This is a genomic window from Paraburkholderia dilworthii (genome assembly GCF_000472525.1).
Classification (GTDB): Bacteria; Pseudomonadota; Gammaproteobacteria; order Burkholderiales; family Burkholderiaceae; genus Paraburkholderia; species Paraburkholderia dilworthii.
Genome location: NZ_AWZT01000048.1, coordinates 1 through 21,022, shown reverse-complemented (window position 1 = coordinate 21,022; position 21,022 = coordinate 1). Strand labels below are relative to the sequence as shown.

The window sequence follows — 21,022 nt, the reverse complement described above, 5'->3', positions numbered from 1 at the left end:
AAAGCCGCTTTCTGAAGCGGCTTTTTTTCGGCGTACCGAGAGACGGAAGTTCAGCGCGCGAGCGACGTCAGATCCCAGCGCGGCTTAACCGTGAACGCGTAGTTTTTGCCCGACTGATCCGGCCAGCGTTGCAGTCGCAACGCGCCAGCGAGCGCGATCATCGCGCCGTTGTCCGTGCACAGCGACAGATCGGGGTAGTGCACATAGAAGTTGCGCTTTTGCGCCGCCGCCGAAAGCGCCTCGCGCAACTGCCGGTTCGCGCCCACGCCACCGGCCACGACGAGCCGGTTGAGCTTCGTGCGCTTGAGTGCGGCGAGCGACTTGGTTGCGAGCACTTCGACGGCAGCATCGACGAAACCGCGCGCCAGATCCGCTTTCGCCTGCTCGCAAATATTTGCGCCGCCGAGCTTTTTTGCGTGCGTGAGCACGGCCGTCTTCAGGCCGCTGAAGCTGAAGTCGAGGTCGCCGGAATGCAGCATGGGGCGCGGCAACGCGACCGCGCCGGGCGTGCCGAATTCGGCCATGCGCGAGACTTCCGGGCCCCCTGGATAGCCGAGGCCGAGTAGCTTTGCGGTCTTGTCGAAGGCTTCGCCGGCCGCGTCGTCGAGCGTTTCGCCCAGCGTTTCGTAGACGCCCACGTCCGTTACGCGCATCAACTGTGTATGGCCGCCTGACACCAGCAACGCGACAAACGGGAACGGCGGCGGCTCGTCCACGAGCAGTGGCGACAGCAAGTGCCCTTCGAGATGGTGAATGCCGATGGTCGGCTTGTCCCACGCCATCGCCAGCGAATTTGCGACGCTCGCGCCGACCAGCAGCGCGCCCGCGAGCCCAGGCCCTTGCGTATAAGCGATTGCGTCGATATCGCCGCGAGCGGCGCCCGCGCGCTCCATCACCTCTTCGAGTAACGGCAGCGCGCGCCGGATATGGTCGCGCGAAGCCAGCTCGGGCACCACGCCGCCATACTCCCGATGCATCGCAATCTGCGAATGCAGCGCGTGCGCGAGCAGGCCGCGCTCGGTGTCGTAGAGCGCGAGGCCGGTTTCGTCGCAGGAGCTTTCGATGCCGAGAACGAGCATGTCTGGTGGGCTGAGACGGGCGCTTGAGCGCGCCCGAAACGCAAAAAGATGAACGTGAAAGTATAGCAGTGCGGAGCAAGGCGCCGCCGACGCGCAGGTACAATGCGGCCGCATGGAATCCTTCGATATCGCAGTGATCGGCGCGGGCGCGGCCGGCATGATGTGCGCGGCCGTGGCCGGGCAATTGGGCCGGCGCGTGGTGCTGATCGATCACTCGCAGCGCCTCGCGGAAAAAATCCGCATCTCCGGCGGCGGCCGCTGCAACTTCACCAACCTGTATGCGGGACCGGCCAATTATCTGTCGGCGAATCCGCATTTTTGCCGCTCGGCGCTCGCGCGCTACACGCCGCGCGACTTCATGGCGCTGCTCAAGCGGCATCACGTGACGTGGCATGAGAAGCACAAAGGGCAGCTGTTCTGCAACGAGTCGAGCGACGCCGTCATCAATGTGCTGAAGAGCGAGTGCGACGCGGGAGGGGTCGTTTGGCGCACGCCGCTTTCGGTCGAACAGGTGAGGCAGGACGCGGAAGGGCGTTTCATGCTCGATACGCATGCCGGCCCAATTGCGGCGCGGGCGCTTATCGTGGCGACCGGCGGTTTGTCGATCCCGAAGATCGGCGCTACCGATTTCGCCTATCGTCTCGCGAAGCAATTCGGCCACAAGCTGATCGACACGCGTCCGGCGCTGGTGCCGCTGACGTTTGCCGCCGCCGATTGGGAGCCGTTTTCTGCGCTATCGGGCGTGTCGCTGGAAGTGCGGATCGCGACCGGCAGCAAGCAGTCCGGCGCCGAATTCGACGAAGATCTGCTACTCACGCACCGCGGCCTTTCCGGCCCCGGCGTGTTGCAGATTTCGAGCTATTGGCAGCCGGGCGAGCCGGTCCACATCGATCTGCTGCCGAACCGGGACGCCGCGGCGGCACTGCTCGAAGCGAAGACCGGAACCCGGCGTCAGATTGCGAATCTGTTGTCGGAATGGGTGCCGCAGCGCCTTGCGCACGTGTGGCTGGAAACGCATCAGATTCCCGCCGAGGCGCGCGTGGCCGATTTGCCGGACAAGGTTCTTCGCCGGGTCGGCGAAGCGTTGTCGCGCTGGACGCTCACGCCCAACGGCACCGAAGGTTACCGCAAGGCAGAAGTGACGCGCGGCGGCATCGATACGCGCGAGCTGTCGTCGACAACCATGATGAGCGCGCGCGCCCCGGGCTTGTACTTCATCGGCGAGGCGGTAGATGTCACCGGTTGGCTCGGCGGCTACAATTTTCAGTGGGCCTGGGCGTCCGGCGTGGCAGCCGGCCAGGCGGCCGCGGACCATGTCCGGAGGGCTTGACGGCGCAGTGGCTTTGTGAGAAAGCTCTGCTATACTCCTGAACCTTTACAAAGTTCCGTTATTGAAAAATGACGACCATCCGCGTAAAAGACAACGAGCCGTTTGAAGTCGCCATGCGCCGTTTCAAGCGCACTATGGAGAAAAGCGGCTTGCTGACAGATCTTCGTGCGCGCGAGTTTTACGAAAAGCCTACGGCTGAGCGCAAGCGCAAGAAGGCGGCTGCGGTGAAGCGTCATTTCAAGCGTCTGCGTAGCCAGATGCTGCCAAAGAAGTTCTACTGATTCTGGCGTTGCCGCTGTTCCGATCAAATGGAGCGGCGACATCCAACCGGTGACGGCACAACGGGTGCCGCCACGGAAAACACGGTCTTTTCGGACCAGCCGGCAGGGTCGCATCCACCACGCACATTGCGCCAACCCGCTTGAGGAAGCAGTCCCAAGCGGGTATTCGTGTTGATGGATGTCGACGCACTTGACCCGGGCCGGTTTTCAATTTTCAACGCATTCAGGTGAGTGATGAGCCTCAAGGACCGGATCAACGACGACATGAAAGCCGCCATGCGGGCACGTGAGACCGAGCGTCTCGGCACGATCCGCCTGCTGCTCGCCGCGATCAAGCAACGGGAAGTCGACGAGCGCGTGACGCTCGACGACACCGCTATCACTGCTGTCATCGACAAAATGATCAAGCAGCGCAAAGACTCGATCAGCCAGTTCGAGGGCGCGGGCCGCACCGACCTCGCCGACAAGGAAAAGGCCGAGTTGGCGATTCTGTCGGCGTATATGCCCGAGCAGATGTCCGAGGCGGAAATCGTCGCGGAGGTGCAGGCCGCCGTAGCGCAAACCGGCGCCGCCGGGCCGCAGGATATGGGCAAAGTGATGGGCGTGCTGAAGCCGAAGCTCGCCGGCCGTGCGGACATGACCGCCGTTTCGGCGCAAGTCAAAGCCGCGCTCGCAAAATAAATCGCGCGTTGTGGTCCGCGCGCCGGCCGTCGGCGGCGCGCGCGGCCTCGAGCTCTTCAGGTAACGTCATTTACCGTGATCCCTCCGTCATTCCTGCAGGATCTGCTCAACCGCGTCGATATCGTCGACGTGGTGGGGCGGTACGTGCAGTTGAAGAAGGGCGGCGCGAACTTCATGGGGCTTTGTCCGTTCCATAACGAGAAGAGTCCTTCGTTTACGGTCAGCCCGACCAAACAGTTTTATCACTGCTTCGGCTGCGGCGCCCACGGCACAGCAATCGGTTTCCTGATGGAGCACGTCGGCGCCTCGTTCCCCGAGGCGGTCAACGAGCTGGCGCAATCGGTTGGCTTGACCGTGCCGAACGAGCCGTCGCCTGGCTATGGAGGAGGGGGCGGTTCCGGCGGTTATGCGCCGGCTGCATCGAAAGCAGTGACCACAGCGCTTTCCGACGTCATGCAGACGGCTTGCGACTACTACCGCAAGCAACTGCGCGGCGCGCCGGTGGCGATCCAGTATCTGAAGAAACGCGGCTTGACGGGCGAGATCGCGGCCCGCTTCGGGCTCGGCTACGCGCCGGACGGCTGGCAGAATCTGGAGGCGGCCTTTCCGAACTATCGCGACGACGCATTGGTCGAATCGGGCCTCGTGATCGTCAGCGAAAAATCGGACGGGCAAGGCCAGAATCGCCGCTACGACCGGTTTCGCGAGCGGATCATGTTCCCGATACGCAACGTGAAGGGACAGGTGATCGGCTTCGGCGGGCGCGTGCTGGACGGCGGCGAGCCGAAGTATTTGAATTCGCCGGAAACGCCTCTATTTAACAAAGGCAGCGAGTTGTACGGGCTGTTCGAGGCGCGTCTCGCGATTCGGGAACAGCACTACGTGCTGGTCGTCGAAGGTTATATGGATGTGGTCGCGCTGGCTCAATTGGGGTTCCAGAACGCGGTCGCCACGCTGGGCACGGCCTGCACGCCGATTCATGTGCAGAAACTGATGCGCCAGACCGATACGGTCATCTTCAGTTTCGACGGCGATTCGGCAGGCCGGCGCGCCGCACGCCGTGCACTGGACGCCTGCTTGCCGCATGCGGCGGACAACCGGACCATCCGCTTCCTGTTTCTGCCCGCAGAGCACGATCCGGACAGCTACGTACGCGAATTCGGCACCGACGCGTTCGCCGAACAGGTCGAGCGCGCGATGCCGCTCTCGCAGTTCATGCTGAACGAGGTGCTCGCCGGCAAGGAACTTGACCAGCCGGAGGGCAAGGCGCGCGCGCTATTCGACGCGAAGCCGCTCTTGCAGGCGCTGCCGGCCAATGCGCTGCGCGCGCAGATCATGCATATGTTCGCCGACCGGCTGGATGTGCCGTTTGACGAAGTGGCCGGCCTCTGCGAAGTCGACTCGCGCATTGCGGCGGCGGCCCGCTCCGCGCCGGCTCGGAAGGACCGGCGCAGCGTGACCGGCATCGAGGAGAAGACGCTGCGCAACCTTGTGATGTATCCGCGCACGGTCGCGGTGCTCGACGAAGAAGCCGAACAGGCGCTTCTGACCGTCACGCGGCACGGCGAACTGTTCGAAGAAGTGACGACGCATGCGCGCGCACTCGGCGATTCGGCGGAGTTTCAATTGCTCTCCGACCTATTGCGAAATGGCGCAAACGCCCCAACTTTCGAGGAAATCTTTCGCAAAATTCTGGACTATGATGAAAATGTCCGGGATTTGTTGCTCAAGGACCCGGAAGATGCGACCGTCATCGAGGAGCGGCGCGAGCAGGAAAGAATCGTGGGCGAGGAACTGAAAGCAGCGATTCTGAAGATGCGATACGACGCTTATTGTGATCGTCTCGAGCAGCTTTCGCGGCAGTCCCGGCACACGCCGGAGGAGTTCGCGGAGCTCGCGGAGCTCAATCGGAAGCGGGCTGACATGAAGCGCCAGCTCGGCTTGTAGGCGGAAGCGCAGAAACCCGAGTGGTATAATAAAAGGTTTCCAGCGGTTTGTTTTTCAAAGGGTTTTCCTAGCAAAGGCGAAAAGGCGATGCGATGGCAAAGACTACAGGCGGAAAGAACACACCCGGCCCACGCTCCAGGGAGCAGACCCCCAAGGTCACTTCGGCCACGTTAAATTCTTCCGCCAGAAGAGCGTCTGCCGTCAGCGTTACACCGGCTGCCGGGAAGAAATCCTCGACCACTTCGGCCGCGCGAGCGGAGCCGGCGGGGGTGGCAAAGGCGGTGGGGAAGGCGGCGAAAGCCGTACCACCTCCGGCTGAGAGACGGCCGGGTGTCAGAAGCGCAAGGGAAGCGGCTGTCGCGCAGGACGATGCGGCAGTGCGCGAGACTCCAGTATCCACGGTTCAACCGGCTGTTGTCCACCAGCCGCGAGTCGAGACTACAGCCGGTACGGCGAACTCCATGACGAAAAAGCTGAATGAAGTACCCGTCGATGACGACGCAACCCAGAGCGAAGAAACCCCTGTGGCCGCTTCCGGCAAAGTGGAAAAGGCCAAGGCTCGCGACCGTCGTGCCAAAGAAAAGGCGCTGCTGAAAGACGCGTTTTCGTCGTCGGCGCCCGGCACGGTCGAGGAACTCGAAGAGCGCCGCTCGAAGCTGCGCGCGCTCATCAAGCTCGGCAAGGAGCGGGGCTTCCTCACGTACGCTGAAATCAACGATCACCTGCCGGATAACTTCACCGAGACCGAGGCGATCGAAGGCATCATCAGCACGTTCAACGACATGGGCGTGGCTGTGTACGAGCAGGCGCCGGACGCTGAAACCCTGCTGCTGAACGACAACGCGCCCGCCGCATCGTCCGACGACGAAGTGGAAGAGGAAGCTGAAGTCGCGCTTTCCACTGTCGACTCGGAATTCGGCCGCACGACCGACCCTGTGCGCATGTATATGCGTGAAATGGGCACGGTCGAACTGCTCACGCGCGAAGGCGAAATCGAGATCGCCAAGCGGATCGAAGACGGCCTGAAGCATATGGTGATGGCCATTTCCGCATGCCCGACCACGATCGCCGACATTCTGGCTATGGCCGAGCGCGTCGCGAACGAGGAAATCCGTATCGACGAACTGGTCGACGGGCTGATCGACGCCGACGCAGAAGACGCGGACGGCTTCTCGGTGCAAGAGGCCGAAGCGATCGAGAGCGAGGAAGAGGAAGCAGAGGAAGAGGAAGAAGCGGACGAGGAAGAAGACGACGGCACCGCGCAGGCCACGGCCAACGCAGCGCAAATGGAAGCCCTCAAGCGGGCGTCGCTCGAAAAGTTCGCCTTGATCAGCGAATGGTTCGACAAGATGCGTCGCGCGTTCGAGAAGGAAGGCTACAAGTCGAAGTCGTACCTCAAGGCGCAGGAAACGATCCAGAACGAGTTGATGACGATTCGCTTCACCGCGCGTACCGTCGAGCGCCTGTGCGACACGTTGCGTGCGCAGGTCGACGAAGTGCGTCAGGTCGAGCGTCAGATTCTGCATACGGTGGTCGACAAGTGCGGCATGCCGCGTGCCGAGTTCATCGCGCGTTTTCCGGGCAGCGAAACGGACCTGGAGTGGGCCGACAAGATCGTCAGCGAAGGTCATTCGTATAGCGCGATCCTCACGCGGAACATTCCGGCCATTCGCGAGCAACAACAACGTCTGCTGGACTTGCAGGCGCGTGTGGTGCTGCCGCTGAAGGACCTGAAGGAAACCAACCGTCAGATGGCGGCCGGCGAGTTGAAGGCGCGCCAGGCGAAGCGCGAAATGACCGAGGCGAATCTGCGTCTCGTGATCTCGATTGCGAAGAAGTACACCAACCGCGGTCTGCAATTCCTCGACCTGATTCAGGAAGGCAACATCGGCCTGATGAAGGCGGTGGACAAGTTCGAATATCGTCGTGGCTACAAGTTCTCCACATATGCAACCTGGTGGATCCGTCAGGCCATCACGCGTTCGATTGCGGACCAGGCGCGTACCATCCGGATTCCGGTTCACATGATCGAGACGATCAACAAGATGAACCGCATCTCGCGTCAGATTCTGCAGGAAACCGGCTTGGAGCCGGATCCGGCAACGCTGGCCGAGAAGATGGAAATGCCGGAAGACAAGATCCGCAAGATCATGAAGATCGCGAAAGAGCCGATCTCGATGGAAACGCCGATCGGCGACGACGACGATTCGCATCTGGGCGACTTTATCGAAGACACGAACACCGTGGCGCCCGCAGACGCCGCGTTGCACGCCAGCATGCGCGACGTGGTGAAAGACGTGCTCGACTCGTTGACGCCGCGCGAAGCGAAGGTGCTGCGCATGCGTTTCGGTATAGAGATGAGCACCGATCACACGCTTGAAGAAGTCGGCAAGCAGTTCGACGTGACGCGTGAACGGATTCGTCAGATCGAGGCGAAGGCGCTGCGCAAGCTGCGTCATCCGAGCCGTTCGGACAAGCTCAAGTCTTTCCTTGAGGGGAACTGATCCACGCGGGCAGTTGACGCGTTGTAGCTGGCAAACGAAGTAGCAATTCAAAGGGGTCTCCCAGTTGCTTCGCGAAAGCGAAGCGGTTGCGGAGACCCCTTTTTCGTGTAGTATGGCGGCCATTCAACGAACCGGGCCGCGCAACATCCTGTACGTTGATAGTCTTCAGATACGGTAAAATCTCGAGTTCTCAGGGCCTCTAGCTCATGCTTGGTTAGAGCAGCGGACTTAGCAAAGACTCACCTAAACCACGCAGCACGGCATGGTGAGTCGTGAATGGGTTGCCTTGGGGTAAGTTAGCTCTGCCCCCTGGTAGAACTGCTCAAATTCGGGGAAACCTCTGCTGCCCTCGCAGCGTGGCAATCCCGAGCGAAGCTCTCTTTGAGAGAACGTGTAGAGACTGAACGGGCAGGTCGTAAAGACAAGAGACAGTCCAGACCACAAACCCGAAAGGGGCGGTGAAAGCCGTAGCTGGTTAGCATAATCCGTTGGTGCCGTGTTCGACTCACGGGAGGCCCACCAAACATTTGAAAAGCCACCCTTCATGGGTGGCTTTTTCTTTGCGTCAAACGTTCGCTCTTTTACGACGCCGTTTATCGATTGAAGTAGTCAGGCATGCGAAAGCCGTCATAGAAGCGGTTGCCAGGAATCGCATTGCGGAACTCCGGCGATTGATACGCCGCGACGATGTCGCTACCCTATAGGGCTTGGGACACCCCAGCTGGAGCTACACACACTACGATGTCGTTAAAAACGGATGTCGAATTTTTCTACCTCCTCGCGAATAGCTATCGCCGTTTGCTCGGCGAATCGCTGATGCCTGCCGGTATGAGCGACGCCGAGGGCGCTGCATGGCTCTACACAGCAGCGCCGTTTGGCGTCCTCGCGCACGATACGCAGGAAGACCCCGTGTTCATCTACGGCAACTCGCGAGCCCAGGCGATCTTCGGGTACGACTGGGACGAGATCACCGCTTTGCGCTCGCGCCTGTCGGCCGAAGCTCCGGAACGCGGAGAACGCCAGACATTTCTCGATCAGGTCACACGCAACGGTTTCGTCACCGGATATCGCGGCGTACGCATTACGAAGTCTGGACAGCGCTTCTGGATCGAGCACGCGACGGTGTGGCAATTGTTCGATGACTCAGGCGTGCTGCGCGGCCAGGCTGCGATGATCCCGCAGGTCGCACGATGCTGAAGAGGCCGCGTGTGACGGCCCTCAGTTGAAGCTGACATTGCAACTGCCGTGACGCCGCCGCGGCTTTTGCGCCTCGATGCGCACTCTCTCGCCAGGTGCGAGAGTCGTTTCTCCGGGCCCGTCACTGAGTCCGACGACGATAGCCCGACTTCAGGGCGTCCACGACAAGCTCGACCGCCCGCGACGATTTACGGCGATTCGGGTAATAGACGTGATGCCCGACGAAGGTGGGAAACCAGTCTTCCAGGACGAAACTGAGGCGGCCGGCTTTGACATGCTGTTCGACGAGGTCTTTGGGTACGTACGCGAGACCGAAGCCGCCCAGCGCCGCAGCGACCATCTGGTAGACGTTGTTGAAAGTCAGTTGCCCCTCGACATGAACCTGCAATTCGCGCCGTCCCCTGCTCAATTCCCATGCAAGCAGCGAGTTCCTCGTCGGCAGCCGCAGGTTGATGCAGTTGTGCAGTGTCAGGTCCTGCGGTTTTTTGGCCATGGGCCGTGACCGAAGATAGCCGGGCGAGCCGACGACCGCCATCGTCATGTCCGGTGCGATGCGCACTGCGATCATGTCCCTCGCCACCTGGTCGCCGAGCCGCACGCCGATGTCATAGCGATCAGCGACGATGTCCGACAGTCCATAATCGTTGATCAGTTCAATCTTCAGTTCCGGATACTGACGCAGGAGTGCCTGCACCCGCGGCCAGACGTAGGTATTCGCCGCGTAATCCGTAGTGGTGATCCGCACGGTTCCAGCAGGCCGGTTCGTCATTGCGCGCAGCGTTTCCAGTTCCGCCTCGATTTCCTCGAATCGCGGTCCGATGGACGACAGCAGCCTTTCCCCGGCATCAGTCGGCGCAACACTGCGCGTGGTGCGCATCAGCAACGGCATGCCCATTCGCTCTTCGAGCGCTCGCACGGTGCGGCTCAACGCCGATTGCGAAACGCCCAGCTGTGCAGCTGCCCGCGTGAAATTCCGCTCGCGCGCGACGGCCATGAAGGCCACCAGATCGTTGAGATCTTCCATCGATTAATGCTCCACAGCATAGGACCATGCCGATTCTGCGATCTAGTCGCATGAATGACGAGGCGTTAGATTAACGTCTTGTGGCGTAACGCCGTTGAAAATCCTGTTGAGGAAGAAACACGATGGAACTGAAGCGCGCGGGTTCGCAGCCCTCGATGAAAGGCCCGGAAGACTGGTTCACCGGCATTGTGCGGATCGATCCGCTGAACGCTCCGCCGCCGCCCGCGCGCGTCTCGTGTGCGAGCGTGACCTTCGAACCTGGGGCGCGCACCGCGTGGCATACCCATCCGCTCGGACAGACGTTGCTCGTAACCGCCGGCTGCGGCTGGACGCAATGCGAAACAGAGCCGCGCGTCGAGATCCGCGCGGGCGATGTCATCTGGTGCCCGCCCGGACATAAGCATTGGCACGGCGCTACATCCACCACCGCGATGACCCACGTCGCGATTCAGGAGGCGCTCGACGGTGTCAACGTTAATTGGCTCGAACACGTCACCGATGAACAATATCGCGGCGCGTGACTCGAGAATGCGCCGCATGCCCGTGGTGGCTGCAGCGGCGGGCGCAGCGATGTTCTTCTCCGGCTGCGCGCACATCAAAAGGACTGAAACCATGCAGGAATCGCTATTTCCCGCCGACCTGAGATCGGTATCCCCGGCCTTCGAGCGCTATACGGCAGACACCGTGCTCGACGGTCTCTGGAAGCGGCCGCAACTTTCGCCGCGAGACCGCAGCATCGTGACCATTGCGGTGTTGATCGCTCGCGGCCAGACCGTGGAGATGCCGTTCCACTTCAGGCTGGCACTCGATAACGGCGTCAAACCCGCCGAGGTTTCGGAGATCGTGTCGCACCTGGCCTTCTATTCCGGATGGGCGAATGCGACATCTGCGTTTGGTGTCGCGAAGCGCATCTTCGATGAGCGCGGCATCGGTGCGGACCAGATTCCTCCGGCTGATGTGACTCCGCTGCCGCTCGACGAAGCGGCGGAAAAGCAGCGCGCCAAAACAGTCGATGAGAACTTTGGCATGGTCGCGCCGGGCGTCGTTCAATACACGACCGATATGATATTTCGTGACCTTTGGCTGCGTCCTGGTCTTGCGCCGCGCGACCGGAGCCTCGTCACGGTGAGCGCCCTCGTCGCGAATGGCCAGGTCGCGCAGATTCCCTATCACCTGAACCGGGCTATGGACAACGGGCTCACCAAGGATCAGGCGTCAGAGGTGCTAACGCAACTGGCTTTCTACGCGGGTTGGCCAAACGTGTTCTCGGCGATGCCAGTGTTCAAGGACGTATTCTCGAAGCGCGGGGCTTGAGCGAGGACGCACGAATATCCGTTGAAATCGGAGCAGGCGCAGCACCGCTTGCAGTAGGGCAATCCGTCCGCGCGCCGCCGGGGGAGTGAAGAACGCATGATATTTTGGTCGTTACGGCATCCGAAATAATGCTCCCTGCGGGGCCCGCAGTTGCCAGGACACATCGCGTTGCTCATCGCCATTTCGCCACTGCGCAACTCTACGAGCTTCGACGCATCGCGGAACTAGTGAAAGCGGCGCAGGGATTAGGCCATCTCGAACAGAAGGTTCGCCGGGCGGATGCGAGGCGACAAAGCGGGGATTTTACCGCTCTTGGGCACTATCGGAATCCCTACAAACAAAAAACTAACATTACATATAACTTGCATCTATAACGGCAGGACATGCGGCGAACAGCCTTGTCTCGCTGCATGACCTCGGCCCGCCGGCCTTGCCGGCGGGCTTTTTTTGACTTGCATGAATGAGTTGCCGGGATTCCTACGTTTTCCTTTCATATCAGGAAAGCATCCGTCCGAGTCCGTATTTTCTTTCGCTTGACTTACTTGATATATCACATACTGTATGAGCTCGACCACCGTATTCAAGACACTGAACGGTCGGCGGCGGGAGCCTTTTTGCCCCGCGATCACAAGGCAATGCATGCCAAAGGAGACAGTGATGAAAACGGATCATCAGGAAGGAGCGTCGTCGTGGGTAGCGTCACCGTGGGTGCAACTCGTGTTCGGTGTGATCTGTATGGCGATGATTGCGAACATGCAGTACGGCTGGACCTTGTTCGTCAATCCAATCAACGAAAAATACCAGTGGGGCCGTGCGGCGATCCAGGTGGCGTTCACCATCTTCGTCGTGACCGAAACATGGCTCGTGCCGGTTGAGGGTTATCTGGTCGACAAATACGGGCCGCGACCGGTTGTAGTCGGTGGTGGCTTGCTATGCGCGATTGCGTGGGTGCTGAACTCGATGGCGTCGTCGCTGCCCTTGCTCTACATTGCGGCGGCGATTGGCGGCGTGGGTGCGGGCGCGGTCTACGGCACCTGCGTGGGTAATGCGCTCAAGTGGTTCCCCAACCGTCGCGGTCTCGCAGCGGGGATCACGGCGGCGGGCTTCGGCGCGGGATCCGCGGCTACCGTCATTCCGATCTCGAACATGATCAGGAGCAGCGGGTACGAAGCGACTTTCCTGTCGTTCGGGCTCGGTCAGGGCATCATCGTGGTGGTGCTCGGGCTCGCCCTGCTTGCGCCGCCGGCCAGCGTGCTCGCCGCCGCAAAGAGCACGCTCAAGCGAGTGGTCTACAACGCGACGCCGCGCGAAGTGGTGAGCTCGCCAGTGTTCTGGGTGATGTACCTCATGTTCGTCATGATGGCCGCGGGCGGTCTGATGGCCACCGCGCAACTCGGTCCGATCGCCAAGGACTTCGGCCTGCACGAGTCGCCCGTTTCGTTGCTCGGCCTTACATTGCCGGCGCTGACTTTCGCATTGACGATCGACCGTGTATTGAACGGTTTGACGCGGCCGTTCTTCGGCTGGGTATCGGATCGTATTGGCCGGGAAAACACAATGTTCATCGCCTTTGCGATTGAAGCGGTCGGCATTCTCGCGCTGTCGAAGTACGGGCAAAGCCCTGTGGCGTTCGTCGTCCTAACCGGCATCGTGTTCTTCGCATGGGGCGAAATCTACAGCTTGTTTCCTGCCACCTGCGGCGATACCTACGGGCCGAAATTTGCGGCAACCAACGCGGGCCTGCTCTACACTGCAAAAGGCACCGCTGCGCTGCTGGTGCCGTTCACCAGCGTGATCACGGCAGCTACCGGCAACTGGCATGCGGTGTTCATGCTCGCGTCCGGCATGGCGGGCGCAGCGGCGCTGCTTGCGCTGTTCGTGCTCAAGCCAATGCGCCGCGCGCATGCGGCGCGTCACGCGAGCCCGCAGGCCGAGAGCGCTTACAGCGGCGTATTGATAAGCGATTCGGCGCGCGTGTCGGCGGACGGCGGTTGATGAAGTCGTGATAGAGCGGGCCGCATCGCCGGACGTTGGCGACTGCGCGCCCGCGAATGAGGAGGCGCCGTGGACAACTTCCGTATCGACACCCGTTTCTCCGGTTCGATTCCTGAGCTTTACGACAGTCACCTCGTTCCGCTCATCTTTGAGCCCTACGCTGCCGATCTTGCGAAAAGGGTGGCTATGCACCATCCGTCACGCGTACTTGAGACTGCGGCCGGCACTGGCGTACTGACTCGCGCGATGGCGCATGCATTGCCCGCGCACGTTGACCTGGTCGCGACCGATCTAAATCAGCCGATGCTCGATCGAGCCGCTGCAATCGGTACGGCGAGGCCGGTGAAGTGGCAACAGGCCGACGCGACCCGGCTGCCGTTCGACGATGCAAGTTTCGACGTGGTCGTCTGCCAGTTCGGGGCCATGTTCTTTCCGGACAAAACGCGCGCGTTTTCCGAGGCTCGGCGTGTACTTCGACGCGAAGGCGTGCTGTTGTTCAACGTCTGGGATCGTATCGACGAAAACGAATTCGCCGACACGGTCACCGCGGCGCTTGCTGATCTCTTCCCGACAGATCCGCCAGTTTTCCTCGTGCGTACACCGCACGGTTATTGCGACCCGCAAGCGATTTCACACGACGTGGCGGGCGCGGGCTTCACTGAGGCACCGCGCCTTGAGACGATTGCGGCACGAAGCCGGGCTGTATCGGCTCGCGTGCCGGCCGTCGCTTATTGCCAGGGAACGCCCTTGCGCAACGAAATCGATGCCCGTTCCGGCGCGAGTTCCAGCGACGCCACGTTAGCGGCTGAGACGGCGATTGCAAGACGATTCGGCACAGGACCGGTCGACGGGAAAATTCAGGCGCATGTGATTAGCGTGCAGCGCTGAAGCGCTGAAGCGCTGAAGCGCGTTGTTGCACGGCGCTCGCCTGGCTATCTTCCATGCGGCCCGCCCGGTAAGACTTTGCCGGGCGCGAGACACCGCAATCTGTCGAGTTGCGAAAAACTCTGGAATAAACGCCGCCGCCTCGTGTTTGCCCCTATGTAGCAAGATTAAACAGCGTTGACCCAGGACCGAATTAGAGAGAAGTTCCGAGGATCCAACCCAGTCCGTAATACCGGGTCGCCATATAGTTAGGAATCCGATATTGAATGCTATCCGGCGGGGATTCGCTCTGCCGGGTTTGTTCGACCTTGTCTGCGGCTTCTGTCGCGCAGCCAATTTACTTATTAAAGGAGTATCAATCATGTCAAAGATGTTCGTGAGTATCGCTCTCGCCGTTTGCACCCTTGGCGCCCCGATTCTTAGCTTTGCTCAATCGAGCGCTCCGCTCACACGTGCCCAAGTTCGTGCCGATCTCGTGCGTGTCGAGCACGCCGGGTACCGGCCCACCAGCGGTGACGATGATAACTACCCGGCTGATATCCAGGCTGCGGAAGAAAAAGTCGCTGCACAAGGCGATCGCGAACTGACCACGCAGGCCGTCGGGGGCGTCGCACAGAGCGGCAGCTCCGCGTCGGGTGCTGCATCGCATATGGCGATGCAATCGGTTTGCGTTGGCCCCGTTAGCTTCTGCAACCTGTACGCGGGTAGTTGAGTGATGCGAGCCGGACGCCGCGAGCTTTGCCTTCATGCGCTGCGCCCCATTATCTAATCGTTATCAATGGAGTTTCGCCGTGAAGATATTGCCTTTAGCCGCAACGGTTCTTTCGTTATCCTCATGCATGTTTGCGTCCGCCAATGCAATGGCGCAGGATGCACAAGCGGCCAAAGCGCCGATCCATAACATTGTGCTTGTCCACGGCGCATGGGTCGACGGCTCTGGATGGAGGCCGGTCTATGACATCCTGACCAAAGACGGCTATCACGTCACGATGGTGCAGGAGCCGCTGACCTCGCTCGACGACGATGTAGCCGCAGCCAGGCGGGTGATCGACATGCAGGATGGCCCCGCCATTCTGGTCGCGCACAGCTATGGCGGCTCGGTGATAACCGAAGCCGGAGTCGATCCCAAGGTAGCGGGGCTGGTCTACGTCGCGGCTCATGCGCCGGCAGTCGGCGAAGACGAAAGTGATCTGGGCAAGATGATGCCGAGCTACACGTCGAAACAGGCGGGCGCCATCAGGAAAACGGACGACGGTTACACGTATCTGAATCCCGCGGATTTCGCGAAGGATTTCGCGGCCGACCTGCCGCTCAAGCAAGCCGAATTCGAGTCACGCTCGCAGATTCTCACGGCGGCCAAGGTCTTCTCCGCGCCAATCACAGTCGCCGCATGGACAACGAAGCCGAGCTGGGGCATCGTGGCCGCCGACGACAAGATCATCAATCCCGACCTGGAGCGCTTCTACTACCAGCGCGCGCATAGCCATACCACGGTGCTGGCGGGCGCAAGCCACTCGGTCTACGAATCGCGTCCGAAAGAAGTGGCCGCGGTGATCGAGGACGCAGCCAGGCATGCGCAGCAGTAAAGCGGCAACGCTGGCACGCGACGCTAACTGCTGGACTTGTTGCCCGGCTCGCGGACGCGCGTCGAATAGCTTTCGCTTCCGCAATTGGGGCACTTCGGAATCGAATGGCCCTTTTGCACATGTACCGAGTGATGACATTTGGCGCACCGGAAGTCGCCGGTTTTTTCCGCCTTTTCTCCCGCATGAGCAGTCATTGCTTCCTCCCTCAAGAGATTGATGCCGGCGTTGCGTCGTGGCGACGTTGAAGCAAGTACATCGACGTCCATAATTCCTGCAACGGCCGCGCAGCGCCTGGCGTTTAATCGATGTGGTTGTAATAAACGTACGGTGGCTGGCGCACGTTCAGTCCTTTTCCATCCGGTGCGCCATCAAGTTCTCCCGTTGGCATTTTGTCCCAGAGTAATGCTCGCCCCTTTTGCTGCGCTTCGTCGACTTTCGGATTGCGCTCTTTCACCTGGTTAAGGAACTGTTCAAACGGTGACACGTAAGGCGGTTTCATGTTTTCCTCCAGAACTGAAGCGCGCGATGGATGTATGGCGTTGCGCAAAACCACGGCACGCCGCTGCTCGGCGCCAATTAATTGGGCACGGAGCAAACCGCGTACCGCGTGCGCGCGTCGCCATTAAATTGAAAATTGCGATCGCGAATCGTTCCTGATTCTGTGCGCTCCGCGCCTGCGGGTTAGTCTTGCATCGTGAACACGGTGCGCAAGCGACTCCCGTTGTCTTGCCAATGCGTCGCCAGTTCGGCTAAAGGGACCGCCTGCGTCGCGATCTCGAGGCGCGCCGGAACGGCCGCATACAGCACTTCGCGGGCAGCTTGGAAAAGCCGCTCGAACGGAACGCTGCCGATACCGCTGCCAAGCAACGTGATCGCCGAGGCGCGCAGCGCCGCGCCTGGTGGCGCAAGTGTCGTGCCGCCAATCGAGCCGATTTGCACGAAACGCATCGGATAAGCGCCGGGGAGCGATTGCGCTGCGGCTGTCAGCAACCTTAGCGCGCTCGCGCCCCACAAGTAGTCGAGCACCACGTCGACGCCGTCACGAAAAATGCGGTTGCAGTGCGCGATGCAGCGCCGGCTCTTCCTGGTCGAGGGAAATCACGCAGTCCGCGCCCGCGGCTTCGAGTCCGCTGAGCGTCTGCGGATGCCGCCCGGTCGCGATCACTTTGGCGGCTCCAAGATGCTTCGCGATCTGCACGGCAAGGCGTCCCGATGCACCGGTCGCGCCGTTGACCAGCACTGTCTCACCCGCAACGAACCTGGCGCGCTCGTTGAGTGCCGCCCATGACGACATGCCGGGAATCGCCAAAGCCGCGGCGGCGACGGCATCGAGTGCCTCGGGGATTGCGATGCACTGTTGCTGCGCGACCAGAGTTCGCTGTGCGAGGCCGCCTGACGGCTCCCTGGGTCCGAAGAAATAGACGCGCGTGCCGTCTTCCCGGCGTCCGACACCGTCGATACCTGCAACGAACGGAAAACTGGCCGACGACGAATAGTGCGTGCCGGATGCCCTGCCACGCGTGACATGACTGAGCGCGGAAGCCTCGACGTCGATCAGTACGTGGCCCTCCGCCGGCGCCGGCTCATCGAAGTCCGAATAGACGGGCGTGGGGCCGGCTTGTGTGACGACTGCTGCTTTCATCGTTGGGCCTCGCCGGGAGAAGCGGTGAGCGGCAGTGCGTCGATCCAGGCGCGCAATAGCGGATCGCGAATGATCAGTACATCGAACAACCCCGATGCGCGCAACGACGGCATCGCTTCGACAATGTCTGCGGCGGCTTGCGTACGCGCTGTCTCGCTCGCGCGGGGGGCGCTCCAGACACGCGCATTGGCAAGAAACGCCGCGACAGTGCCCTTACGTATCGTCACGCCATGAACGTCGACGGAATCGACATGGTCTGGAAGAAACTGTTCGGCTCGCATCGCATTGAACTCCTCGAAATAGTAGTGAGTTCAGTCTAGGGATGCAGCGTCGGTGTGTCTCAGGTATAAAGGCCAATCGATACCGATTTCCAGCCATGACCACTCCGTTGATTCGTCCAGAGCTCGTGACATCGCCCGACGAGCCCTTTCTCGCCGCAGCAGAACTCACGCAACGCGAGTCCCGCTCGGTTTCGTCGCATAGTCACGCGCGCGGGCAATTGATGGGCGCGTTGAGCGGGCTCGCTTCGGTCGGCGTGAACCGGCAACAATGGGTCGTGCCCGCGATTCATGCAATCTGGATTCCACCGCATTGCGAGCATTCGATCCGGTCGCACGGTCCGTTTTCGGGGTGGAGCGTGTTCATTGCGGAGCACAGGTGCGCCGCGTTACCGCCCGAGCCTCGCGCGATCCGTACGACGCCGCTGCTGCGAGCGGCCGTGCGCCGTGCGGCGAGTTGGAACGGCGCACTACTCGGTGCACAACAGACTCGCATTGCCGAAGTCATCGTGGACGAACTGGCGGCGTCGAAGGCGGAATTGCTGGGTTTGCCAAGCCCTGAAGATGCGCGGCTTGTGCGCATCACCGACGCGCTGACGCGCAATCTTTCCGACTCGCGCCGTCTGGAGCAATGGGCCGAATGGGCAGGACTTTCGCCGCGCACGCTAAGCCGGCGGTTCGTCGCCGAGACGGGTCTCAGCTTTGCGCAGTGGCGCGCGCAGGCGCGGTTGTTTCGCGCGTTGGAGCTAGTCGCCGAGGGGGTCAGCGTGACGACCATCGCGCTCGAACTCGGCTACGAGAACGTGAGCGCCTTTATCGACATGTTCAGGCGCGCGACCGGAATCACGCCCGGGCGCTATGCAGCGGCGGGTGGTGCAGGCAGTGACTAGCAAGCGCTCTACCGTGCGTCGCGCGGTTGCGGCCGGCGCGGCGCGAAAGCCGGCCTTGATTTCCGACCGAGGCAGACGCGTGATCGTGTTGACGGGCGCCTTGCCCGCGACAGCCATCGCTATCGCGGCCGCGCATTGATCACGTCGCCAGAAGCGCCGAGCGTGCGCGCGAGCGTCGTACGAACGGCGATGCCGTTGTCGGCTGCATTCGCGCGGCTCGTCGCGGTTATCGCCACGTGTGAGTCATCGGATCAAGCGAAGTCGCACTCAGCGACTGTGGGCAGGACAGGTACGCACAGGCCAACGGCGGTGCCATTACAAGCGCATAGCCGACGCGCGGTAGGAAAGCGAACATGCTGCGGATGCTGTCGTTACAATGCGCGCATGAGTCGTCTTCCCAGTGGCATCGAGCGCCAGACATGCTGATCTCCTATTTCTCCAGTGGCGATGCCATTCGCAGTCGAAGCGTGGGCGACATCGTGCTGTCAAGCATCGTCGATATACCTGAACTCCCTCAACGTGTGCTTATAGATTGGCAGAAGGAGACGTCGTCGCGCATGATTCTCGAGTCCGGCGACGTCGAAGTAATCCCTTTCGCGCGAACGCGTATGCGTTGGCCAGACTACCCGCGCTGCGTTCAGGCGATGTCGGACTGGACGCGCTCACTCGGATTGCCCGACGTGCTCGCCTCCAGCGACACAGCCTTAATGGCTTGCCGCGGCGCGAGGTATCACCATGACGCGATGCAATACGGAGGCGCGGCGTTCTGCAACCTGTTCCTGAGCGACGACAAAGGTCTCGACCTGCATTTCGCCTCTACCGGGCATCGCATTCCGTTGACGCGGGGAACAGCGGTGATATTCGACACCGGCCAGCCTCATGGCGTGGTTCGACGCGGCCGTAGCGGTTTCAATGCGGACGACTTCACGCTGGATCAGGATTGCGTGCAGATATTCCTGACGTGGGAGCTCGCTATCGAAGACGCGCACGTTGCACGTGCGCTTGATATCGAGTTCGACGTTGCTCCTTTGTCCGTCTCGCATCCGGATGCGGAGCAAGTATTGTTGAACGGCGAGCCGGTAGTCGTGTGCCCCGATTCCGGCCGCTGGCGCCGGGCCGATTGATCTTTGGCGCCGTGCCGATATCGTTGCACGACGTCTGTATGATGGCGGGTTTGCGACCGACTGCAAGCTCGCGCAGACGGTCGGCGCAGACCGCGTACGGCACGCTGCCGCAGCGCGGTGCCAAAGCTTCCCTTCACGACGATTCATAGGAACACCGCCATGACGGCCGCAACGCAATTCGATCAGGTTTCCGTTATCAAACGCGCCAACGTGTACTTCGACGGCAAGTGCGTGTCGCACACCGTTCTGTTCGCCGACGGCACGCGCAAGACGCTGGGCGTGATCTTGCCTGGCACACTGAACTTCGGTACGGACGCGCCGGAACTGATGGAAGTGCAAGCCGGCCAATGCCGCATTCGCCTCGAAGGCAGCGACGAGTGGAAGACCTACCGCGCGGGCGAGTCGTTTTCGGTGCCCGGCAAGAGCCGCTTCGACATCGACGTGATCGAAACGCTCGATTACGTTTGCAGCTATCTGTAAGAGCGATTGAGCGTGTGCTGCGCCTGACCGCCCGGGAGTCTCCGGGCGATCAGACTGCGGTTGCGAGATGTGGGCGGCGCTGGTCTCTCAGAACGAGACCCCAGGCAAAACGCGATGATGTCCCGATGATTTCTATCGGACAGCGCTCAGGAAAGCGCTATCAAACCGTGCTATTAAACCGCGCGGCGCACCATCAATTCCTTGATCTTGCCGATCGCCTTGGTCGGGTTCAGCCCCTTCGGACAGACGTCGACGCAGTTCATGATCGTGTGGCAGCGGAACAGGCGGTACGGGTCTTCCAGGTTATCGAGCCGCTCGCCGGTCGCCTCATCGCGGCTGTCCGCGATGAACCGGTAGGCCTGCAACAAACCCGCCGGACCCACGAACTTGTCCGGATTCCACCAGAAGCTCGGGCACGACGTCGAGCAGCTCGCGCACAGAATGCACTCGTACAGCCCGTCGAGCTCGTCGCGCTCCTCCGGCGACTGCAACCGCTCCTTCTCCGGCGGCGGCGTGTCGTTGATCAGGTACGGCTTGATCGAGTGATACTGGTTGAAGAACTGCGTGAAGTCGCAGATCAGGTCGCGCACCACCGGCAGCCCCGGCANCGGACGCAGCACGATCTTCTGCGGCAGGTCGTTCAGGTTCGTCAGGCACGCCAGACCGTTCTTGCCGTTAATNTTCATCGCGTCCGAGCCGCACACGCCCTCGCGGCACGAACGGCGGAACGACAGCGTCTCGTCCACGGCCTTCAGCTTCACGAGCGCGTCGAGCAGCATGCGCTC

21 protein-coding genes and 1 pseudogene are annotated in these 21,022 nt (G+C 61.3%); 15 read left to right on the top strand and 7 right to left on the bottom strand.

All coding sequences use genetic code 11. The features are described 5' to 3' along the window. Positions 1–50 precede the first annotated feature (50 nt). Positions 51–1,079, bottom strand: coding sequence for a tRNA (adenosine(37)-N6)-threonylcarbamoyltransferase complex transferase subunit TsaD (tsaD, locus tag F759_RS0129195; RefSeq protein ID WP_027802975.1), 1,029 nt, complete (start codon positions 1,077–1,079; stop codon positions 51–53). A gap of 112 nt (positions 1,080–1,191) precedes the next feature. Here tsaD and F759_RS0129190 point away from each other — a divergent pair, with 112 nt between their 5' ends. The 6 genes from F759_RS0129190 (at position 1,192) to F759_RS0129165 (ending at position 9,019) form a co-directional block, all read left to right on the top strand. Continuing rightward, positions 1,192–2,409, top strand: a complete 1,218-nt coding sequence (locus F759_RS0129190) for a BaiN/RdsA family NAD(P)/FAD-dependent oxidoreductase (protein WP_027802974.1) — start codon at positions 1,192–1,194, stop codon at positions 2,407–2,409. A 68-nt stretch (positions 2,410–2,477) separates the two neighbouring features. Then, complete coding sequence (rpsU, locus tag F759_RS0129185; protein ID WP_027802973.1) at positions 2,478–2,690, top strand: 30S ribosomal protein S21; 213 nt, start codon at positions 2,478–2,480, stop codon at positions 2,688–2,690. A 234-nt stretch (positions 2,691–2,924) separates the two neighbouring features. After that, positions 2,925–3,371 carry a GatB/YqeY domain-containing protein gene (locus F759_RS0129180; protein WP_027802972.1) on the top strand — a complete coding sequence of 149 codons (447 nt, stop codon included), beginning with the start codon at positions 2,925–2,927 and terminating at the stop codon, positions 3,369–3,371. Positions 3,372–3,446: 75 nt separating this feature from the next. Further along, positions 3,447–5,318 (top strand): DNA primase, encoded by a 1,872-nt coding sequence (gene dnaG / locus F759_RS0129175; protein ID WP_027802971.1) that lies wholly within the window; start codon positions 3,447–3,449, stop codon positions 5,316–5,318. Between the two features lie 92 nt (positions 5,319–5,410). Continuing rightward, positions 5,411–7,822, top strand: a complete 2,412-nt coding sequence (gene rpoD, locus F759_RS0129170; RefSeq protein WP_084534379.1) for an RNA polymerase sigma factor RpoD — start codon at positions 5,411–5,413, stop codon at positions 7,820–7,822. A gap of 741 nt (positions 7,823–8,563) precedes the next feature. Next, positions 8,564–9,019 (top strand): MEKHLA domain-containing protein, encoded by a 456-nt coding sequence (locus tag F759_RS0129165; RefSeq protein WP_027802969.1) that lies wholly within the window; start codon positions 8,564–8,566, stop codon positions 9,017–9,019. Positions 9,020–9,140: 121 nt separating this feature from the next. Here F759_RS0129165 and F759_RS0129160 read toward each other — a convergent pair whose 3' ends face one another. Beyond that, positions 9,141–10,043, bottom strand: coding sequence for a LysR family transcriptional regulator (locus tag F759_RS0129160; protein WP_027802968.1), 903 nt, complete (start codon positions 10,041–10,043; stop codon positions 9,141–9,143). A 122-nt stretch (positions 10,044–10,165) separates the two neighbouring features. Between F759_RS0129160 and F759_RS0129155 the strand changes: the two genes are divergently transcribed. The 6 genes from F759_RS0129155 to F759_RS0129130 all read left to right on the top strand — a co-directional run bounded on the left by F759_RS0129155 (position 10,166) and on the right by F759_RS0129130 (position 15,823). Continuing rightward, positions 10,166–10,564 carry a (R)-mandelonitrile lyase gene (locus F759_RS0129155; protein ID WP_027802967.1) on the top strand — a complete coding sequence of 133 codons (399 nt, stop codon included), beginning with the start codon at positions 10,166–10,168 and terminating at the stop codon, positions 10,562–10,564. Positions 10,565–10,655: 91 nt separating this feature from the next. Beyond that, complete coding sequence (locus tag F759_RS0129150) at positions 10,656–11,357, top strand: carboxymuconolactone decarboxylase family protein (RefSeq protein ID WP_152530735.1); 702 nt, start codon at positions 10,656–10,658, stop codon at positions 11,355–11,357. 657 nt (positions 11,358–12,014) lie between these two features. Beyond that, positions 12,015–13,352, top strand: coding sequence for an oxalate/formate MFS antiporter (gene oxlT, locus F759_RS0129145; protein WP_027802965.1), 1,338 nt, complete (start codon positions 12,015–12,017; stop codon positions 13,350–13,352). 69 nt (positions 13,353–13,421) lie between these two features. After that, on the top strand, positions 13,422–14,240 hold the full coding sequence (locus F759_RS0129140) for a class I SAM-dependent methyltransferase (protein ID WP_027802964.1): 819 nt from the start codon (positions 13,422–13,424) through the stop codon (positions 14,238–14,240). A 358-nt stretch (positions 14,241–14,598) separates the two neighbouring features. Then, positions 14,599–14,949 carry a DUF4148 domain-containing protein gene (locus F759_RS0129135; RefSeq protein ID WP_027802963.1) on the top strand — a complete coding sequence of 117 codons (351 nt, stop codon included), beginning with the start codon at positions 14,599–14,601 and terminating at the stop codon, positions 14,947–14,949. A 127-nt stretch (positions 14,950–15,076) separates the two neighbouring features. Beyond that, positions 15,077–15,823, top strand: coding sequence for an alpha/beta hydrolase (locus tag F759_RS0129130; RefSeq protein WP_051377494.1), 747 nt, complete (start codon positions 15,077–15,079; stop codon positions 15,821–15,823). Between the two features lie 23 nt (positions 15,824–15,846). Here F759_RS0129130 and F759_RS0129125 read toward each other — a convergent pair whose 3' ends face one another. The 4 genes and pseudogenes from F759_RS0129125 to F759_RS0129110 all read right to left on the bottom strand — a co-directional run bounded on the left by F759_RS0129125 (position 15,847) and on the right by F759_RS0129110 (position 17,746). Further along, positions 15,847–16,017: a zinc ribbon-containing protein gene (locus tag F759_RS0129125; protein WP_027802961.1), complete on the bottom strand. Its 171-nt coding sequence runs from the start codon at positions 16,015–16,017 to the stop codon at positions 15,847–15,849. A gap of 104 nt (positions 16,018–16,121) precedes the next feature. Further along, on the bottom strand, positions 16,122–16,322 hold the full coding sequence (locus tag F759_RS0129120) for a DUF3460 family protein (RefSeq protein WP_027802960.1): 201 nt from the start codon (positions 16,320–16,322) through the stop codon (positions 16,122–16,124). A gap of 182 nt (positions 16,323–16,504) precedes the next feature. Then, positions 16,505–17,465, bottom strand: a pseudogene (locus F759_RS38900) (quinone oxidoreductase family protein). Next, on the bottom strand, positions 17,462–17,746 hold the full coding sequence (locus tag F759_RS0129110; protein ID WP_027802959.1) for a hypothetical protein: 285 nt from the start codon (positions 17,744–17,746) through the stop codon (positions 17,462–17,464). The pseudogene F759_RS38900 and the gene F759_RS0129110 overlap by 4 nt, the downstream one beginning before the upstream one ends. 95 nt (positions 17,747–17,841) lie before the next feature. Between F759_RS0129110 and F759_RS0129105 the strand changes: the two genes are divergently transcribed. The 3 genes from F759_RS0129105 to ppnP all read left to right on the top strand — a co-directional run bounded on the left by F759_RS0129105 (position 17,842) and on the right by ppnP (position 20,237). Continuing rightward, the gene (locus F759_RS0129105) at positions 17,842–18,633 is read left to right on the top strand and encodes an AraC family transcriptional regulator (RefSeq protein ID WP_027802958.1); all 792 of its coding nucleotides are present in this window, start codon (positions 17,842–17,844) and stop codon (positions 18,631–18,633) included. Positions 18,634–19,052: 419 nt separating this feature from the next. After that, the gene (locus F759_RS0129095) at positions 19,053–19,757 is read left to right on the top strand and encodes a hypothetical protein (RefSeq protein WP_027802957.1); all 705 of its coding nucleotides are present in this window, start codon (positions 19,053–19,055) and stop codon (positions 19,755–19,757) included. A 159-nt stretch (positions 19,758–19,916) separates the two neighbouring features. Next, a complete protein-coding gene (gene ppnP / locus F759_RS0129090) occupies positions 19,917–20,237 on the top strand; it encodes a pyrimidine/purine nucleoside phosphorylase (protein ID WP_027802956.1) in 321 nt (106 codons plus the stop codon). 173 nt (positions 20,238–20,410) lie between these two features. Here ppnP and F759_RS0129085 read toward each other — a convergent pair. Continuing rightward, on the bottom strand, positions 20,411–21,022 hold a 612-nt coding region (locus F759_RS0129085; protein WP_027802955.1), incomplete at its 5' end, for a succinate dehydrogenase iron-sulfur subunit.

Bases quoted from the DNA above. Each gene is read 5' to 3' on its own strand.
- tsaD (WP_027802975.1), bottom strand. From the start codon at position 1,079: ATGCTCGTTCTCGGCATCGAAAGCTCCTGCGACGAAACCGGCCTCGCG.
- F759_RS0129190 (WP_027802974.1), top strand. From the start codon at position 1,192: ATGGAATCCTTCGATATCGCAGTGATCGGCGCGGGCGCGGCCGGCATG.
- rpsU (WP_027802973.1), top strand. From the start codon at position 2,478: ATGACGACCATCCGCGTAAAAGACAACGAGCCGTTTGAAGTCGCCATG.
- F759_RS0129180 (WP_027802972.1), top strand. From the start codon at position 2,925: ATGAGCCTCAAGGACCGGATCAACGACGACATGAAAGCCGCCATGCGG.
- rpoD (WP_084534379.1), top strand. From the start codon at position 5,411: ATGGCAAAGACTACAGGCGGAAAGAACACACCCGGCCCACGCTCCAGG.
- F759_RS0129165 (WP_027802969.1), top strand. From the start codon at position 8,564: ATGTCGTTAAAAACGGATGTCGAATTTTTCTACCTCCTCGCGAATAGC.
- F759_RS0129160 (WP_027802968.1), bottom strand. From the start codon at position 10,043: ATGGAAGATCTCAACGATCTGGTGGCCTTCATGGCCGTCGCGCGCGAG.
- F759_RS0129155 (WP_027802967.1), top strand. From the start codon at position 10,166: ATGGAACTGAAGCGCGCGGGTTCGCAGCCCTCGATGAAAGGCCCGGAA.
- F759_RS0129150 (WP_152530735.1), top strand. From the start codon at position 10,656: ATGCAGGAATCGCTATTTCCCGCCGACCTGAGATCGGTATCCCCGGCC.
- oxlT (WP_027802965.1), top strand. From the start codon at position 12,015: ATGAAAACGGATCATCAGGAAGGAGCGTCGTCGTGGGTAGCGTCACCG.
- F759_RS0129135 (WP_027802963.1), top strand. From the start codon at position 14,599: ATGTCAAAGATGTTCGTGAGTATCGCTCTCGCCGTTTGCACCCTTGGC.
- F759_RS0129130 (WP_051377494.1), top strand. From the start codon at position 15,077: ATGTTTGCGTCCGCCAATGCAATGGCGCAGGATGCACAAGCGGCCAAA.
- F759_RS0129125 (WP_027802961.1), bottom strand. From the start codon at position 16,017: ATGACTGCTCATGCGGGAGAAAAGGCGGAAAAAACCGGCGACTTCCGG.
- F759_RS0129120 (WP_027802960.1), bottom strand. From the start codon at position 16,322: ATGAAACCGCCTTACGTGTCACCGTTTGAACAGTTCCTTAACCAGGTG.
- F759_RS0129110 (WP_027802959.1), bottom strand. From the start codon at position 17,746: ATGCGAGCCGAACAGTTTCTTCCAGACCATGTCGATTCCGTCGACGTT.
- F759_RS0129105 (WP_027802958.1), top strand. From the start codon at position 17,842: ATGACCACTCCGTTGATTCGTCCAGAGCTCGTGACATCGCCCGACGAG.
- F759_RS0129095 (WP_027802957.1), top strand. From the start codon at position 19,053: ATGCTGATCTCCTATTTCTCCAGTGGCGATGCCATTCGCAGTCGAAGC.
- ppnP (WP_027802956.1), top strand. From the start codon at position 19,917: ATGACGGCCGCAACGCAATTCGATCAGGTTTCCGTTATCAAACGCGCC.